Genomic DNA, 15055 nt, shown 5'->3' on the forward strand with positions numbered 1-15055 from the left:
TGTTAAGGAGGCATGTGCCATGAGTAATGAATTGAAACCCCTTCATTTTGATGCGGATTACACGATGGAGGAGGCGCTCGCTGAGGCGAAACGTTGTCTAAATTGTCCAAAACCTTTGTGCCGCATGGGATGTCCTATTGAAAATGAAATCCCTCGTTTTATCCAAGCGATCGCGCACGGTAACTTTGGTTTAGCCAACGATATCTTGGCGGAACGCACAAATTTGCCAGCCATTTGTGGTCGCGTGTGCCCTCGTGAAAATCAATGCGAAGGTAACTGCATCATGAATAAGGCTAAGAAACCGCCTATCAACATCGGTAAATTGGAACGTTTTGCTGCCGATTTTGAAAGCATCAATGAATTGCGCAAACCTAAGAAAATTAAACAAGATCTCGGTAAAGTAGCCGTTGTTGGTTCCGGCCCTGCAGGCTTGTCCGTTGCAGGCGACGTTGCGAAACTCGGCTATGATGTAACTGTATTTGAAGGCCAATCCGAACCGGGTGGCGTATTGTTATTCGGTATCCCTGAATTCCGCTTATCCAAATCCGTTGTACGCCGTGAAATCGCCCGCCTTGAAGGCTTAGGCGTTAAATTTGTATGTAATACATTTATCGGTCAAGATAAATCTCTGGATGACCTATTTGCAGAAGGCTTTGATACCATCTTCATCGGTACAGGTACACATATTCCTCAAGAAGTACGCATGGAAAATGATGAAGTACATGGCGTATTCCAAGCGATGTACCTATTAACAAATGTACAACTCGTAGAAAATGGTGAGCTTGAAGAAAAAGCGATTCCTGTGAAAAAAGGTGACCGCGTTGTCATCATCGGCGGTGGTAACGTAGCGATGGATGCGGCTCGTACATGCGTACGTTTAGGCTGTGAATCTGTAACCGTAGCATATCGTCGTAGCCAAGAACAAATGCCTGCTTTGTTATCTGAATACGAAGAAGCACGCGCTGAAGGCGTTCAGTTCCAATGGTTCGCTTCTCCAGTAGGCGTAGAAGGTACAGATAAGGTAGAAGGCTTTAAATACGAAGTGATGGCTCTTAATGACGATGGTGCTGGTATCCACGGCACAGGCAAATACCAAGTTATGCCTGTCGATAAAATCATCATCGCTGCTGGTCATAAACCAAATGCTCGTCTTGTTGGGGAAGGTAACAACCTTCGCGTAGACGAAAAAGGCTATATCATTACATCCGAAGAACCATACGGTATGACGAGCCGTGAAGGCGTATTCGCCGGCGGTGACGTAGTGCATAAACCAGCTACTGTAGTACTCGCTATGCGCGAAGCTAAAAAAGCTGTTGATGGCATGGTTAAATATATGGAAATCAAACGTGCTATGGCCATTGCAGAAGAGCATAAATAAGAATTTTATGTACAAGAATATACATGTATGTGTATTTAAGCATAATTTTATAACATAATATGAATAAAAATCCCTTGCGATATGAATATACCGCAAGGGATTTTCCATTATATGTCATCATAAATCAAGTTAGTATGGCCCCTCTTAGTTGGTTGTCGTATTGTGGAGGCAAAGAGTTGCTATTAAGGGATAGTATAGAAAGTGAGGTTTCTATGACGTATGATATCGTATGTAGTGAAACACAGTCAGAAAAGGCTATCCAACACTTAGGCGTTCTCATTCTCTTATGGCGCCGCCACTATCACATAACTCAGCAAGAGTTAGCTAAACGGACCGGATTGTTACAGTCCTATATTAGTGGACTGGAAAAGGGGAATATAGACCCTCGTATATCTACACTGTGTAGGATAGTCAATGGCTTTGATAATATGCCCTTAGATACATTTTTTGGAGGCCCTGACTTAGGCTTTATCGACTTTCATGGCATAGAACATCGACATATAGAATTTCATTAAAACCCTAAATCCTCATTGATGATAATCACCTCCATAGTTTGCATGTTACGCATTTTCTTGTAGTAAATGGTTAAGGCATTGCAAATTCTGTCCGGTGAACCACAGTCGTAACATTTTTCTTCTAATGTAGCACAAGGATTGAGAGAGCTTTTCTTATTTTTTTTACTGTTTAGAGGTGCTGCCACATTGCGTGCTCGATAGATGGCCGAGGCTAAGTCCGGTGTAATTTTATTGTGACCTAGCACAAAGAATACCTCTTGCGATCCAAATAGGGACGCCGCTACACGGTTACCGGTGCCATCGATATTGACCATTTCACCTGTTTGCGCCAAGGCGTTTACAGAGGTGAGAAATACATCGCGGCCCATGGTGCGTAGCGCGGTGTCGCGGAAGCTTTCACCAGGAAGAGGACGCTGAATATCCGTGATGTCATCGTTGAACTCAGATAAGGCATCATGAACCTTAAGCTCTAATAAGGTGCGAGAATCGCCGATGGCTACTTGTTTATGTTGAATACGAGACTGTAAATAGGCCACCGCATCAGCGCCTGTTTCAAAATAATGGACTACAAATTTATTGCGCTCTAAGGCTTTGATGGTTTTCTCTATATCGATGGGGGCATCGTTGCTTTGAGGATTGATAACTGCATTGATTGTTGTGTCTGTATTGGCCATAAGTCCTCCAATATTATATATAAACTAGTGAGGTAAACAGTATTTTCGAAGTAATGTAAGGTAAAGATTATTTTCTAAGTAATACAGTATTTCTATTACTAGTATTGTACTGTTTTATGTGGTGGTTATTCAATATAAGGAGCCCCTGTTTTTAGATAAAAGAATGATACTGATAGTATAGAATGTTCTTTGTATAAAACATTGGAATAGAATCCATATTTGAATACTAAATAGTAAAGATTTGGAATGAAATCCAATTTTATGATAAAATTAATATAAAGTTGGAATGGAATCCAAAGTTATTAGGTAGTCGATATGATATTTGACAATACTAATAAGAGGGTTCCATCTATGAGAACGTACATAGATGAGGAGGCCCTTATGAAATTAATTCAGCGCCAAGGATATCTAGATTTTTTACGACGTAATCGGAATCGGTCTATTGTTAAGGTTGTCTCTGGGATACGTCGTTGTGGGAAATCTACGTTATTTAGGCTATTTAAGGATGAGCTGTTATCGGAAGGCATTAAACCTGAACAGATAATATCCATTAATTTTGAAGAACTAGAATATGAGCATTTACGAGATTATCATGCGCTGTATCAATATATTTTAGAACGTATGCAGCCTGATGAAATGAATTATATTTTCCTTGATGAAATTCAGCACGTTGATCAGTTTCATCGCGTCGTAGATAGCTTGTTTGTAAAAGAAAATACAGATTTATATATTACGGGCTCCAATGCATACTTTATGTCATCCGATATTGCTACATTACTGACTGGGCGGTATGTGGAAATTCAGATGTTACCACTGTCCTTTAGTGAGTTCTATTATAGTAAATTCGATGGTAATCAGTACTCTTTAATTCCTGCCTATGAGTCCTATCTTCGTGAAAGCTCATTCCCTTATACGCAACAATTAGGGGGCGAAGATTTTGATATACAAGAATATCTACGAGGCCTATACAATACCCTATTATTACATGATGTTGTGGCTCGATTGAAGATTAGTGATGTTACAATCTTACAAGATATTGTGAGATATATTATGTCTAACATAGGTAGTTTGCTTTCACCCAATAAGATTGCAAATTCGCTCGTTAGCGCCGGTAGAAAAATAGATAATAAAACGGTAGAACGATATTTACAAGGTTTGCAAGATAGCTTGTTGCTATATAAGGTCAATCGTTATGATGTACGCGGTAAAGAATTATTGCGTATAAATGCAAAGTACTACTGTGTGGATGTAACATTACGTAATCTATTAGTTGGCAATGCGAGTCGTGATACAGGACATATTTTAGAGAATATCGTTTTTCTTGAACTCATTCGTCGTGGATATACTGTATATGTAGGTCAATTAGCTAAGGGTGAAATTGACTTTGTTGCACAAAAAGCGGGTGTTACAGAATACTATCAGGTAAGCGAAACTGTGTTAGATCCTAATACGCTACATCGTGAGCTTGCACCTCTTAAGGCTGTACAAGACCAATATCCAAAGTTTTTACTTACATTGGATGAATTAAATAAAAATGCAAATTATGACGGAATTCAACAACGAAATGTTTTAGAATGGTTGTTAGAGAGCTATTAAATTGCTATAATAATAGTATTGATATGGCATAAGCCAATGTTAAGGAGGCAAAAATCGTGGATTTAATTCAAAAATTAAAAGACCAAGTAAAACCATTAGGTAAAAAAATCGTGTTGCCAGAATACAAAGATGAACGCGTATTGAAAGCAACTGAAATCATTTTGAAAGAAGGTTTCGTAACACCTGTATTAGTAGGTAACCCAGCTGAAATCGCAGAAGCTGCTAAAGCTGTTGGCGTATCCGTAGAAGGTGCTGAAATTATCGATCCAGCTAACTACGATCGTTACCAAGAAATGGTTGATACATTCGTAGAATTGCGCGCTAAAAAAGGTATGACTCCTGAAAAAGCTGACGCAACTATGAAAGGTGACTGCTTATTCTTCGGTGCTATGCTTGTTCGTCTTGGCGCAGTAGATGGCATGGTTGCTGGTTCCGGTTGCCCAACTGCAAACGTATTGCGCGCTGCATTACAAGTTGTTGGTACAAAACCAGGTCTTAAAACTGTATCTTCTTCCATGTTCATGTTCACAAGCAAAAAAGAATATGGCGACGACGGTATGCTCGTATTCTCCGACTGCGGCGTATTGCCTAACCCAACTAGCGAACAATTAGCTGATATCGCAGAATCCACTGTAGAAAAAGCTCGCAAAGTTGTTGGTATGGCTGACCCTCGCGTATCCATGTTGTCCTTCTCCACAAAAGGTTCCGCTTCCACTCCAGAAGTAGACAAAGTGGTTGAAGCTGTTAACATCTTGAAAGAACGCAACGTTGACTTCAAATTCGACGGCGAATTACAATTGGACGCTTCCATCGTTCCTTCCGTAGCAGAAAAGAAAGCTCCTGGCTCCAACGTAGCTGGTAAAGCTAACATCTTAATTTTCCCTGATCTTCAAGCTGCTAACATTGGTTACAAATTGGTACAACGCTTCTCCGGCGCTGACGCTCTTGGCCCATTGATTCAAGGCTTGGCTAAACCAGTTCATGACCTTTCTCGTGGCTGCTCCGCTCAAGACGTTGTAGACGTTGCTGCTATCGCTGCTGTTGAAAGCATCTAATAGCTGCATAATTTCATATATAAACATATGTCGTATATGTTTTGATATGCTGAAAGCTGGCTCTATGAGCCAGCTTTTTTGTGTGTTAATAGGTTTGTATATTCTCTATCCCGTAGCTTTTATATTAGTTGATGAGTATTCTCAAATTTGTAGCCACTGCGACAGACAGAATCTATAATTTAGCTTATAGTTTAGTTACAAAGTAAATTCGTTTGGGTTACATCATTGGAGGTATATCTTATGAGTGTAAATACTATCAATAAATCTATGACTGTTGCTGATGCAGTTAAAGTCAATCCAGAGTTAATGGACGTGTTGGCGAAGGATGGTATCGATTTTTGCTGTGGTGGTGGACATCCCTTGGCAGAAGCTATCGAGGCTAAAGGTAAAGATGTAGATGAATACATCGCTATGTTGAATACTGTTCAGCGAGCACAGAAGTCCTCACGCGCAGAGGTACTTAGCTATTCCAAAGAGCAATTAATTGATTACATCGTTCACAACTATCATCGAGAACAATTGGATATGATTGATGAAATTGATCAAGGCTTGGAAAAGCTCCTCAATGTACACTATGACCATCATGGAGCAGAGTTGACAGAAATCTATCAAACCTTCCTTCAATTGAAATCAGCCCTCGTGCCTCATTTTCGTCATGAAGAACATGTAGATTTTCCAGAATTTAAAGCAGGTAAACCTGTAGATTTTGATGAACTCCGTGCTGAACACGAAGCCGCAGGTGTGCTCCTAGAATCCTTAAGTGCATTGACTAATCATTACACTGCACCAGCAGATGGCTGTGCTACCTATGTGTATGTGTTTAAAATAATGAAAGCTTTAGAAGAAGGCCTTCATGAGCATATATTCTTAGAGAACTCTGTTTTGTTTGAGATGCCGTAAGATGTAAATATGGAATTTGTATAAATAGATAGGAAAGGTGTATTATTACATTAAGAACATTTGATTTAATCAACATACAAATGTAGTTATATTCGAGACCATAAAAAGGAGAGAATTATGATTTCAGTATTTGATACACATCCTGTTACTTTTGAAGACAAAAATCGTACCTTAACAATTAGTTATAATGGTGTACTCTGCAAAGATGCGAATGGACAAGTAGTAACTGACATTGATTTCGATGACGTAAATGAGCTATATCTTACAAGCTATTTGAACTCAAATAGTAATTATACAATTACGTTCAGAGACCATAATTGGAAAAATATTAAAGACCAAGATTTAGATACTGACCGTACAGATTATAATACTGGCCACAATATTCGTGAAACAAAAGCGATTATTGCCGCCTTTGCTCGTCATAAATTGACGGCGGAATTTCCAGCAAATTTAGACACTCTTCAATTGCCATTGGATTACTCCTACATGGGTAAACGAGAAATTACCATTAAAAACGGTGTTATCTCGAATGGTAAGGTAGATATTCCTATTAATGAAATTCGTCGTGTAATATGTGCCTCTAATGGTACAATTAGTAAACTATTAGTATATAAAGAAGAAAAACCTAGTTCCTTCTTTAAAAAGATTTTTGACAAATGTGATATGAAAATTACGTTGAATGCGATTACGTTGCCACTATTAGAAGCTATCGTAACACGCAATACCGGCCATGGCATCGATTTCACTCGTGGTAACGGTTTTGATCAAAAGGATTCCAACTATATCATTATTCGCTACCTCGACTCTGGATTCTTCCTTGATAAGGATGGTACAGCACCTACAGAATGGCAAAAGACTGCTGCTGAAACAACAGCTAAATTTAATTACGATGTAAATCAACTTATTTAGGTATAAACTTAATATATAAATAATAGCCTCTATGGATTCCTTACTGGTGAAGGCATGCCCATAGAGGCTGTTTTATAACTTTAAATCTACTGCAGAGAGAGTTGCGCTAGTTTTGCACTGCGGTGAAGCGTTGACGACCAAACTTGTGGTTGTTAATTTCATCTACTAGGATTTGTGCAAATGTAGCATAGGAAAGATAAGGTTTACCTTCTTTGTTTAAGATAACATTTTCATTACCTAATATATAATCATTAGATTCTGGACCTTCTGCATCTAAGATTGGTGGTGGGGTAAACATTGTCCAGTCTACATTGCTGAATTTACGCAAGATATCGTCAGATTTAGCATGAGTTTTGGAACGAACTAGGAATTCTGGAGGAAACTCTGGTGTATCATTTAGTTGAACTGTGTGATCTTCGTCTACATAGAGGCTACCTGCACCACCTATAGCGATGAGGCGTGTATTTGTGTTCGCTAATGCTTTTACAATTAATAATGTCAAATCTGCTGGTAAATGATACATATCTGGTGTGAAAGCACTTGTAGCATTTACGACTACATCAAATTGAGTTAGTTCTTGTTTTGTTAATTGCAATGCGTCTTTTACGATAGTTGGAATACCTTTAATCGCATCTTTGCGGCGAACAACGCCTGTTACTTGATGACCTACTTTGAGGGCTTTTTCTACAATGCGATGACCTGCTTTACCATTTGCACCGATCACTAAAATGTTCATGTTGTTTCTCCTTTTTATATAAAGTGCCAAACAATCAATTCTAAGCCTCCACCGCCTTGACGGCCTATGGCCTAGGCAAAGTCGTTTAGAATTAATTGTTTGTCACTTCTCTAACATATGATTAGTGAATACGTGTTCAGCTGATGACCTCATTATATAGGTGTGCATATATTTTGAATAGTAGAATTATTTTAGATAGGTACTATCAAAAGTAATAGAATTATGATATTTACTGGATAAAAATTTTTCAAAAAGTTTTGTACCCTAAAAAAAGATACTATAAAATACTTGCAATACAATAAATTTGTGATATGATTTGAACAACGTTATACACATAGAAAAGGAGAAATATAATGGCAGAGCAACTCGTAAATGTTCATGACTTAGTTGGCAGATGTCCCTTTGCTACGAGTCAAAAGTTATTAGCTGGTAAATGGTCTTTATTGATCATGCACGAATTATCTGAAGGTCCTGTGCGTTTCCGTGAGTTAGAGCGCCGTTTATATCCAATTACGCAAGCCACTCTTACTAGAGCACTTCGCCAAATGGAGGATGACGGTTTAGTTCATCGTGAAGTATATGGTACTATTCCGCCTAAGGTAGAATATAGCCTTACCGAAGTAGGTGCGGGATTTAAAACCGTTTTAGCATCCCTCGAACAATGGGGCAACCAATACATTGACTACATGAAAGCCGCTGGCCGCATCTAAGAAATGCCAGCGGCATTTCTTATCCCTTCTCCCTAAACTCAATTCGTATTCTTTATTATACCTAAATTCGGATAGAGTTTTATGTAGACGAACCTATGCCCTAAAAATCGACTTTGGCCCTGTCCCAAAGGGACAGACCCGGCCGGTGGAGATTTTTAGGGCGTAGGTTCGTCATCTTAAACGGACTAAGCCGAAATATGGTATAATAAAGAATATGAATGATATAAATTCTCAATAGTGTAGAGGTATTGATAACGATGTTAGATGTAACATTTCTCGCACACAGTGGCTTCCTCGTAGATGATGGCAAGCGCTGCTATGTGTTTGATTATTATAAGGATCCAAACAATATTGTTTGGCAGTTGGCAAAGCGTGGCCGTGAGTTGTGGTTTTTTATTAGTCACAGTCATGCAGATCATTTTAATCCGTCTATTACGGAATTTGATGGTCCTCAAACGCGTTATATTTGCCATCAAGATGTACCCTTAGAGGGTAAGGTAAGAAAATGTATTACCATGAGACCTGGCCAAGATGCCAATCTTGATGATGTAGGTATTCATATGTATGGTAGCACCGATGAAGGCGGTTCCTTCTATGTGAAAACAGATGTTGCGAATATCGATTCTGATTCCATTTTTCATGCGGGTGACCTTAATTGGTGGCATTGGCTTGGCGATACGCCGGAGAATAATGCGGACGCAAAGCGCATGGCTTGGCGTGAATTTAAGGAATTAGAAGGCTTATCCGCAGATGTGGCGATGTTCCCTGTAGATAATCGCTTGGAAGATGCTATGGAATGGGGTGCTATTGAATTCTTACGTCGCGTACAGGTGAAAAAGGCGTTTATTCCTATGCATCTAAATGGTCCACTATGGACGCCATCCGTGTATTTTAAAGCTCTTTTTGGCGATGTCCCTGTGTGGGAACCTCAAAAAGAAGGCGATGAATGCATATTTTAAGTGCCCCACGCGGTCACTACGTTATATGGGGAGAGTCTATATACGTAATTGAGTAAGTTAGGATCAAGTGATGATGAAAACTAAACCAGTGGCAACCACACTGTTGATTGTCATGGCTATCATATTTTTAATTTCATACCCTCATAGGCACGATGCACTTTGGGCGTTTATCATGCACGTTTCGGGGGCCGCGATGATTGGCGGTTTGGCGGATTGGTATGCAGTGACAGCGCTCTTTACAAAGCCTTTAGGTATTCCTTTCAAAACGGCTATCTTGCCGCGTAGCAAAGAACGGTTAATACAGATTGGCCGGACCATGCTCAGCGAAGAATTACTTCGGGTGCCACAAATGTACTATGCCATCAAACGAGAACGCGTTATGGTGCGTATCATCGAATATGGCATGAGTGATGTAGGGCAAAAACAGATGAGAGAACTCTTATACGGCGTTGGCAATCAGGTATTATCCCATATGGATATTGAGCCGATGCGTAAGGAGATTAATAAGGCTGTTTATAAAGGGGTATCCAATTGGAAGGCCACACCTCTCGTTATTCTATTCGGTCGTTGCATGCTGGAACGCCATACGGCTAGCGTGTTTTGGCTTTATTTTAATCGAACTTGTCAGCGTGTTATCGCGTCAAATCAGGTGTATCCATATTTGTATCGCGTCATGCTAGACATTATGAAAACCTATACTAAGGATTCATTTATGCGTGAACTAGCCATTGCCTTTGGTGGTGATGGGCTTTCACCTGAACGATTAGTTGATACGGTACAGAAAAAAGCAGTTCAGTTTTTACAAGACAACGAAGATATCGATTCGCCATTGGGACGCTATATATGGGGGCAGGCCATCAGATTTTTCAATAATTTGGAAACTAATGAGGAATGGCAGGCTTTCATCGAAGAACATAAGGACCAATGGGTGAAAATGGTCCTCGAAGAATGGGAAGGCAAGCTCATCGATGGGGATACGCTCGATTGGGTGCGCCTCATGGATATTGTGCTCGAACGATTTAACGTGCTCGGCAGTGAAATACTTCTAAATCCTGAGAAACAAGCGCCGTTTGAACGATTCTTCTTGTTGCGTAGCATTCCATGGCTACAAAAATTGAACCCTCTCATCGATCGTGTAGTGGGCGAAGAACTATCTCGTTATTCACCGGACGAGATTACGCACATTATACGCGGTAAAATGTATTATGATTTACAAATGGTTCGTATCAATGGCTCACTTGTGGGGGCCGTCCTCGGCGGGCTGTTCTACGGCGTTACCCTCCTCATTAAGGGGGTGATCGGATGATACGATATATTAAATCGCTTACCTTGAAACAGCGAGCCAATGGGATCTTTGGCTTGATGTTCGTGCTCTACTGTTTTGTTTTTGTAGGCCAGTTTTTCTTTGATGATGAAAGCTGGTACCAGCCGCTCTATTGGGCGGTACAATCTGCTCTTATCGGTAGTGTGGCGGACTGGTTTGCTGTGACTGCATTATTCCGTAAACCTTTAGGATTTCCGTATCATACGGCTTTGATTCCTCGCAATAAGGAACGCCTCATCAATGGTGTAATTAAGCTGGTGGAAACGAAGATGCTAACGCGAGATCGTTGCCAAGTGCTATTAGGCAAGGTACAATTCGTACCTTTATTTGAAAAATTCCTACTATCTCCAGAGGGACAGCGGGCCGCACGCATTGTCATTCATCAGGGGTTACATTTGTTATGGAAATCTCAAACAACTGAGGAATGGGCACAGTGGGGGGCTAAGCGCATTCGTGCATTGTTAGAAAAACATTCCCTCGTACCTGTGTTAAAGCATGTCTTGCTCGATTTATGTGAACACAATCGCTATGAAGGCATGGTTGTACAGGTCTTGAATGTGATTCAAGAGCGTATTAACCATCCTGCTATGGTCACCTGGCTTACGGCCGTAGTTGCAGAGGAAGCGCATAAGAAAAAACGAAAGGGCTTCCTTTCTGATTTCTTGATTTCCTTGTCCGAGGCCACTGATGTTGTTAATTATCGCGAGATGGCAGAAGCCATTGTAACAGAGGCGTATGCTATGTTGGAAAACTGGAAACGCCCTAATAGCCCTGAGCGGACAGCATGGCTTCGTCAGTGGGTAGATCCGATTCGACACATAGAGGAAAATCATGTGGTCTGCGATGCTCTCGATGAGGCCTGGGAACGTTGGATACGAGAACAAGATTGGGAATCTATCATCGAGAACCATTTATGTCCATACGTTGAGGAGTTGCTTGTTGAAGGCGATGAAAATGGCGAAACGCCAGCTCAAGTTCTTGTAAATATCGCCCTTGAACTTTGGAATGTATATGGTCAATCTGAAGATCTTCGCAATCGCATTGAAACTACCCTCCACGATATTGCACGATATGTGCTAGAACAAGGGTATGATCTCATCGAAACCATCATACGCCAAGTATTAGGCGGACTTAGCACCGATAAATTTATCTACTTTATCGAGTCTAAGGTAGAGGATGACCTCAGTTGGATTCGTATTAATGGTGCCATTGTAGGTGCCGTAGCTGGCCTTGTGGTATGGAGTTTTCTTGAGTACGTCTATGTACCATTATTAGCTTTACTCGGTTAAATACCTTGTCTAGTTTACAAGTAAATCACAGTATTTACATATACGAAAATAAAACACCCTTCTATATGACGAGTGCTTCTCGTAGTTGAGACTTGTCATATAGAGGGGTGTTTTTATGTACAACGTATTACATTATTCTATTAATGCTTCCGATAGAGGAAGGGTAATGGAGAAGGTCGTAAATACACCTAGCTCACTCTTTGCCGTGATTGTACCGTGATGTAAATGAACAACCTTGTCTACGAAATAGAGGCCTAAGCCTATACCGTGATTAGATTTTTTATTTCGTGATTGCTCTGTTTGATACATACGGTTGAAGATTTGTGATAGATTATCTGCCTCGATGCCAATCCCGTTATCGGTAACCTCAATAATCAAATATAGATTATTGCGCTTGGCCGTGATATTGATGGTCGACTTTGTGAATTTAATAGCATTGTCGATAAGATTGGTCACAGCGCGACGCAAGGACACTTCGTGGCCTGTAATAACTAAATCATTATCGATATCTGCGTTGATAGTGATTTGCTTTTCTGCGCACAATCTGGTGTAGTCATGTACCAGATTTTTCAACATAGTGCTTACATCTACAGGGGCTACGTTCATTTCATAGTTATTTTCTAACCGTGCTACATCCAATAGTTGCGATACGAGGGAGGACATGAATTTGGCTTGTTCTAGAATATGTTTTAAGCCTTCTTGCATTTCCTCTGGCGTACGCGCATATTTGATGGCGTATTCACTTTCAGCTTGGATAACGGCAATAGGGGTACGCAATTCATGAGATACGTCAGAACTGAATTGCTTTTCCCGATTGGATGAATCCTCGAGGCCGGATAACATGCGGTTAAAGGTGGTCGTCAATTCATAGACCTCATCCTTTGCGATTTCCGGCAATTCAATACGGCGGCTCAAGTCATTGTTTTTACCGATAACCTTAGCCGTATGGGTCAGCTTGCGCAATGGTTTCAAACCTTGTTTTATGAATAGATAGCCGCCGATGGATGAAACGAGTAAGGCTACGATAGTAACAAGCAACAGTGCATAAATGGTATTGCTATTTCTATCGGTAATCTTTTGACTCGTAATAGCCCGTAAGAATCCGCGGTAGTTAGGTGCATTAATTGGTACATCGTAATAATAGAATGTTGTACCATTAGCCTCTACTTCACCGATTTGACCCAGTGATAGACTGGACTGATTTGGGAATCCATCTGGTAAATATCCCTTTGTGATGAGACCATCTTGTGTGTAAACGAGATAGAATGTGCCATCCTCATAAGGCTTGAACTTGCGAATATCCGTAGACATCATGAGTGTTTGTTGCTGCAATCGGTCCCGGACCTCTGCGCTGTGCGCCGTTCCAATGTAGTTATAGTAGAAAATGGACATCGAAATCAGAAGGGTAGCCAAGAATAAGGTGTACCACAACATGATTTTAAAGGTTAGTGGTATGCGGTTCCACAGGTGCTTAAAAGCACCCGACATAGAATTAAGGTCGTGACCTTGTTCCTTAGTTTTCTGTTTTGAGGACATATCCTACTCCACGAACGGTTTGAATTAATTTCACATTTTCATCCGTGTCAATCTTTTTACGTAAATCCTTAATATATACATCAATTAGATTAGAGTAGCTTTCATAATCGTATTCCCAAACATGATCTAGAATTTGTTGACGGGACAAAACGATGTTTTCGTTGCTTGCTAAATAATACAATAAATCAAATTCTTTAGCCGTCAATGTAATTGCTTCGCCATCGCGTTTGACCGTACGTTGAGGAACGTTGATTGTCAATGGGCCAACCTTGATGTCGTTTTGTGCATGACGTGCATTACGGCGTGCTAATGCATAGATGCGAGCTGTCAATTCTTCGAGATCGAATGGTTTTACAAGGTAATCATCTGCACCTGTGTTGAGACCAGTAACCTTATCTTGTAAGGAATCCTTTGCCGTTAATAATAAAACAGGTGTTGTATTACCTTCATTACGCATTTGGGCCAATGCACTAATGCCATCCAATACAGGCATCATGATATCCATAACAATTACATCATAACTAGATGTATTTACATAATCGATAGCTTGTTGGCCGTTGAAACATGTATCGACAGTCATATTTTCAGCGCGTAAATATTTGGCCGTAATACCATTCAGCATTTCTTCGTCTTCTACAAGTAAAATCTTCATATGTTTGTTCTCCTTATGTATGATTAAATTATATAACTCTCTCTTAATACAACTTAATTACTAATCAGATTCCATTTTGTGAAAGCTGCAACACATTAGTAATTAAATTAATATTAACATATTTAAGTTATATTATATAACTAATTTATCTATTATCATACCTTATACAAATGGAATGAGTGAAAAATGAATGTAATAAATGGTAAAACCCTTATATATTCATATATATAGTATGTAAGCACTACTATTATAAGTTTTATCTAGTATAATTAGATTTCATAAAATGAAGTATATCGAAGATTGCCGTATATGCATAGATAAGGGTGATTTTACCGATTTTAAAAGATGTAAGGAAAATCACAATAAAAACTTATGATAATAATTATCAAAAGTAAAAAGTATACTAAAATCGAGAGGTTTTAATATACATAAGCTATTTAAAATCCGTGTATTTTTAGTAGGAATTTAAAATTTTTGATAACAATAAATGACCTTATTGGGGTGGTATAGTCGGTAAAACATAGTATTTATTGGCCTCATATGGTTAGCGATAAAGTAAAAAATTCGGAACCGAACCAATATAAATGATATACATAAAAATAAATAGAATTTCCATTTAATGTAATCGGAATGTTCAAGATTCATCTACAAAAATGTGAAATGATACAGAGTATCAATTAAAATCATCGAAATTAATTATGCATAATAAGGTTTAGACATACGGGACAATGCTCACTATAATTATAAGTAAAGCTATAAGAAAAATCGCACAAGTGTGAGGCTTTTCTTTAAGGAAAAATGATTAGGTTATCAAAAATTTTT

General features: G+C 39.4%; 14 protein-coding genes. 10 read left to right on the forward strand and 4 right to left on the reverse strand.

Annotated elements, in window-relative coordinates; all coding sequences use genetic code 11:
• Window positions 1-19 precede the first annotated feature (19 nt).
• Together HMPREF1151_RS00515 and HMPREF1151_RS00520 are read left to right on the forward strand one after the other, a co-directional pair.
• Window positions 20-1378 (forward strand): NAD(P)-dependent oxidoreductase, encoded by a 1359-nt coding sequence (locus HMPREF1151_RS00515; protein WP_009660718.1) that lies wholly within the window; start codon window positions 20-22, stop codon window positions 1376-1378.
• Between the two features lie 212 nt (window positions 1379-1590).
• On the forward strand, window positions 1591-1893 hold the full coding sequence (locus tag HMPREF1151_RS00520; RefSeq protein ID WP_005381161.1) for a helix-turn-helix domain-containing protein: 303 nt from the start codon (window positions 1591-1593) through the stop codon (window positions 1891-1893).
• Here the strand turns inward: HMPREF1151_RS00520 and HMPREF1151_RS00525 are convergent.
• On the reverse strand, window positions 1890-2567 hold the full coding sequence (locus HMPREF1151_RS00525) for a lactate utilization protein (RefSeq protein WP_009660657.1): 678 nt from the start codon (window positions 2565-2567) through the stop codon (window positions 1890-1892). The genes HMPREF1151_RS00520 and HMPREF1151_RS00525 overlap by 4 nt on opposite strands.
• Before the next feature lie 381 nt (window positions 2568-2948).
• Between HMPREF1151_RS00525 and HMPREF1151_RS00530 the strand changes: the two genes are divergently transcribed.
• The 4 genes from HMPREF1151_RS00530 (at window position 2949) to HMPREF1151_RS00545 (ending at window position 7027) form a co-directional block, all read left to right on the forward strand.
• Window positions 2949-4163 carry an ATP-binding protein gene (locus tag HMPREF1151_RS00530; protein WP_009660716.1) on the forward strand — a complete coding sequence of 405 codons (1215 nt, stop codon included), beginning with the start codon at window positions 2949-2951 and terminating at the stop codon, window positions 4161-4163.
• Between the two features lie 56 nt (window positions 4164-4219).
• Window positions 4220-5218: a phosphate acetyltransferase gene (gene pta / locus HMPREF1151_RS00535; RefSeq protein WP_005378201.1), complete on the forward strand. Its 999-nt coding sequence runs from the start codon at window positions 4220-4222 to the stop codon at window positions 5216-5218.
• Window positions 5219-5458: 240 nt separating this feature from the next.
• Window positions 5459-6118 (forward strand): DUF542 domain-containing protein, encoded by a 660-nt coding sequence (locus tag HMPREF1151_RS00540; RefSeq protein ID WP_009660736.1) that lies wholly within the window; start codon window positions 5459-5461, stop codon window positions 6116-6118.
• Between the two features lie 117 nt (window positions 6119-6235).
• Window positions 6236-7027, forward strand: a complete 792-nt coding sequence (locus tag HMPREF1151_RS00545; protein WP_009660655.1) for a hypothetical protein — start codon at window positions 6236-6238, stop codon at window positions 7025-7027.
• A gap of 106 nt (window positions 7028-7133) precedes the next feature.
• Here the strand turns inward: HMPREF1151_RS00545 and HMPREF1151_RS00550 are convergent, their stop codons facing one another.
• Entirely contained in the window at window positions 7134-7763 is a 630-nt protein-coding gene (locus HMPREF1151_RS00550) for an NAD(P)-dependent oxidoreductase (RefSeq protein ID WP_009660607.1), read from the reverse strand.
• Window positions 7764-8116: 353 nt separating this feature from the next.
• On the opposite strand from HMPREF1151_RS00550, the gene HMPREF1151_RS00555 reads away from it, so the two are divergent.
• The 4 genes from HMPREF1151_RS00555 to HMPREF1151_RS00570 all read left to right on the forward strand — a co-directional run bounded on the left by HMPREF1151_RS00555 (window position 8117) and on the right by HMPREF1151_RS00570 (window position 12045).
• A complete protein-coding gene (locus HMPREF1151_RS00555; RefSeq protein ID WP_009660606.1) occupies window positions 8117-8473 on the forward strand; it encodes a helix-turn-helix domain-containing protein in 357 nt (118 codons plus the stop codon).
• Window positions 8474-8730: 257 nt separating this feature from the next.
• The gene (locus HMPREF1151_RS00560; RefSeq protein WP_009660707.1) at window positions 8731-9432 is read left to right on the forward strand and encodes an MBL fold metallo-hydrolase; all 702 of its coding nucleotides are present in this window, start codon (window positions 8731-8733) and stop codon (window positions 9430-9432) included.
• A gap of 70 nt (window positions 9433-9502) precedes the next feature.
• On the forward strand, window positions 9503-10738 hold the full coding sequence (locus HMPREF1151_RS00565) for a DUF445 domain-containing protein (protein ID WP_005381200.1): 1236 nt from the start codon (window positions 9503-9505) through the stop codon (window positions 10736-10738).
• Entirely contained in the window at window positions 10735-12045 is a 1311-nt protein-coding gene (locus HMPREF1151_RS00570; protein ID WP_009660592.1) for a DUF445 domain-containing protein, read from the forward strand. The genes HMPREF1151_RS00565 and HMPREF1151_RS00570 overlap by 4 nt, the downstream gene beginning before the upstream one ends.
• 132 nt (window positions 12046-12177) lie before the next feature.
• Here HMPREF1151_RS00570 and HMPREF1151_RS00575 read toward each other — a convergent pair whose 3' ends face one another.
• On the reverse strand, window positions 12178-13581 hold the full coding sequence (locus HMPREF1151_RS00575) for a cell wall metabolism sensor histidine kinase WalK (RefSeq protein ID WP_009660672.1): 1404 nt from the start codon (window positions 13579-13581) through the stop codon (window positions 12178-12180).
• Entirely contained in the window at window positions 13559-14233 is a 675-nt protein-coding gene (locus HMPREF1151_RS00580) for a response regulator transcription factor (protein WP_005378137.1), read from the reverse strand. The genes HMPREF1151_RS00575 and HMPREF1151_RS00580 overlap by 23 nt, the downstream gene beginning before the upstream one ends.
• Between the last annotated feature and the right edge of the window lie 822 nt (window positions 14234-15055).

It is taken from the genome of Veillonella sp. ACP1 (genome assembly GCF_000286635.1).
GTDB classification, from domain to species: Bacteria; Bacillota; Negativicutes; order Veillonellales; family Veillonellaceae; genus Veillonella; species Veillonella atypica.

Bases quoted from the DNA above. Each gene is read 5' to 3' on its own strand.
- HMPREF1151_RS00515 (WP_009660718.1), top strand. From the start codon at position 20: ATGAGTAATGAATTGAAACCCCTTCATTTTGATGCGGATTACACGATG.
- HMPREF1151_RS00520 (WP_005381161.1), top strand. From the start codon at position 1,591: ATGACGTATGATATCGTATGTAGTGAAACACAGTCAGAAAAGGCTATC.
- HMPREF1151_RS00525 (WP_009660657.1), bottom strand. From the start codon at position 2,567: ATGGCCAATACAGACACAACAATCAATGCAGTTATCAATCCTCAAAGC.
- HMPREF1151_RS00530 (WP_009660716.1), top strand. From the start codon at position 2,949: ATGAAATTAATTCAGCGCCAAGGATATCTAGATTTTTTACGACGTAAT.
- HMPREF1151_RS00540 (WP_009660736.1), top strand. From the start codon at position 5,459: ATGAGTGTAAATACTATCAATAAATCTATGACTGTTGCTGATGCAGTT.
- HMPREF1151_RS00545 (WP_009660655.1), top strand. From the start codon at position 6,236: ATGATTTCAGTATTTGATACACATCCTGTTACTTTTGAAGACAAAAAT.
- HMPREF1151_RS00550 (WP_009660607.1), bottom strand. From the start codon at position 7,763: ATGAACATTTTAGTGATCGGTGCAAATGGTAAAGCAGGTCATCGCATT.
- HMPREF1151_RS00555 (WP_009660606.1), top strand. From the start codon at position 8,117: ATGGCAGAGCAACTCGTAAATGTTCATGACTTAGTTGGCAGATGTCCC.
- HMPREF1151_RS00560 (WP_009660707.1), top strand. From the start codon at position 8,731: ATGTTAGATGTAACATTTCTCGCACACAGTGGCTTCCTCGTAGATGAT.
- HMPREF1151_RS00565 (WP_005381200.1), top strand. From the start codon at position 9,503: ATGATGAAAACTAAACCAGTGGCAACCACACTGTTGATTGTCATGGCT.
- HMPREF1151_RS00570 (WP_009660592.1), top strand. From the start codon at position 10,735: ATGATACGATATATTAAATCGCTTACCTTGAAACAGCGAGCCAATGGG.
- HMPREF1151_RS00575 (WP_009660672.1), bottom strand. From the start codon at position 13,581: ATGTCCTCAAAACAGAAAACTAAGGAACAAGGTCACGACCTTAATTCT.
- HMPREF1151_RS00580 (WP_005378137.1), bottom strand. From the start codon at position 14,233: ATGAAGATTTTACTTGTAGAAGACGAAGAAATGCTGAATGGTATTACG.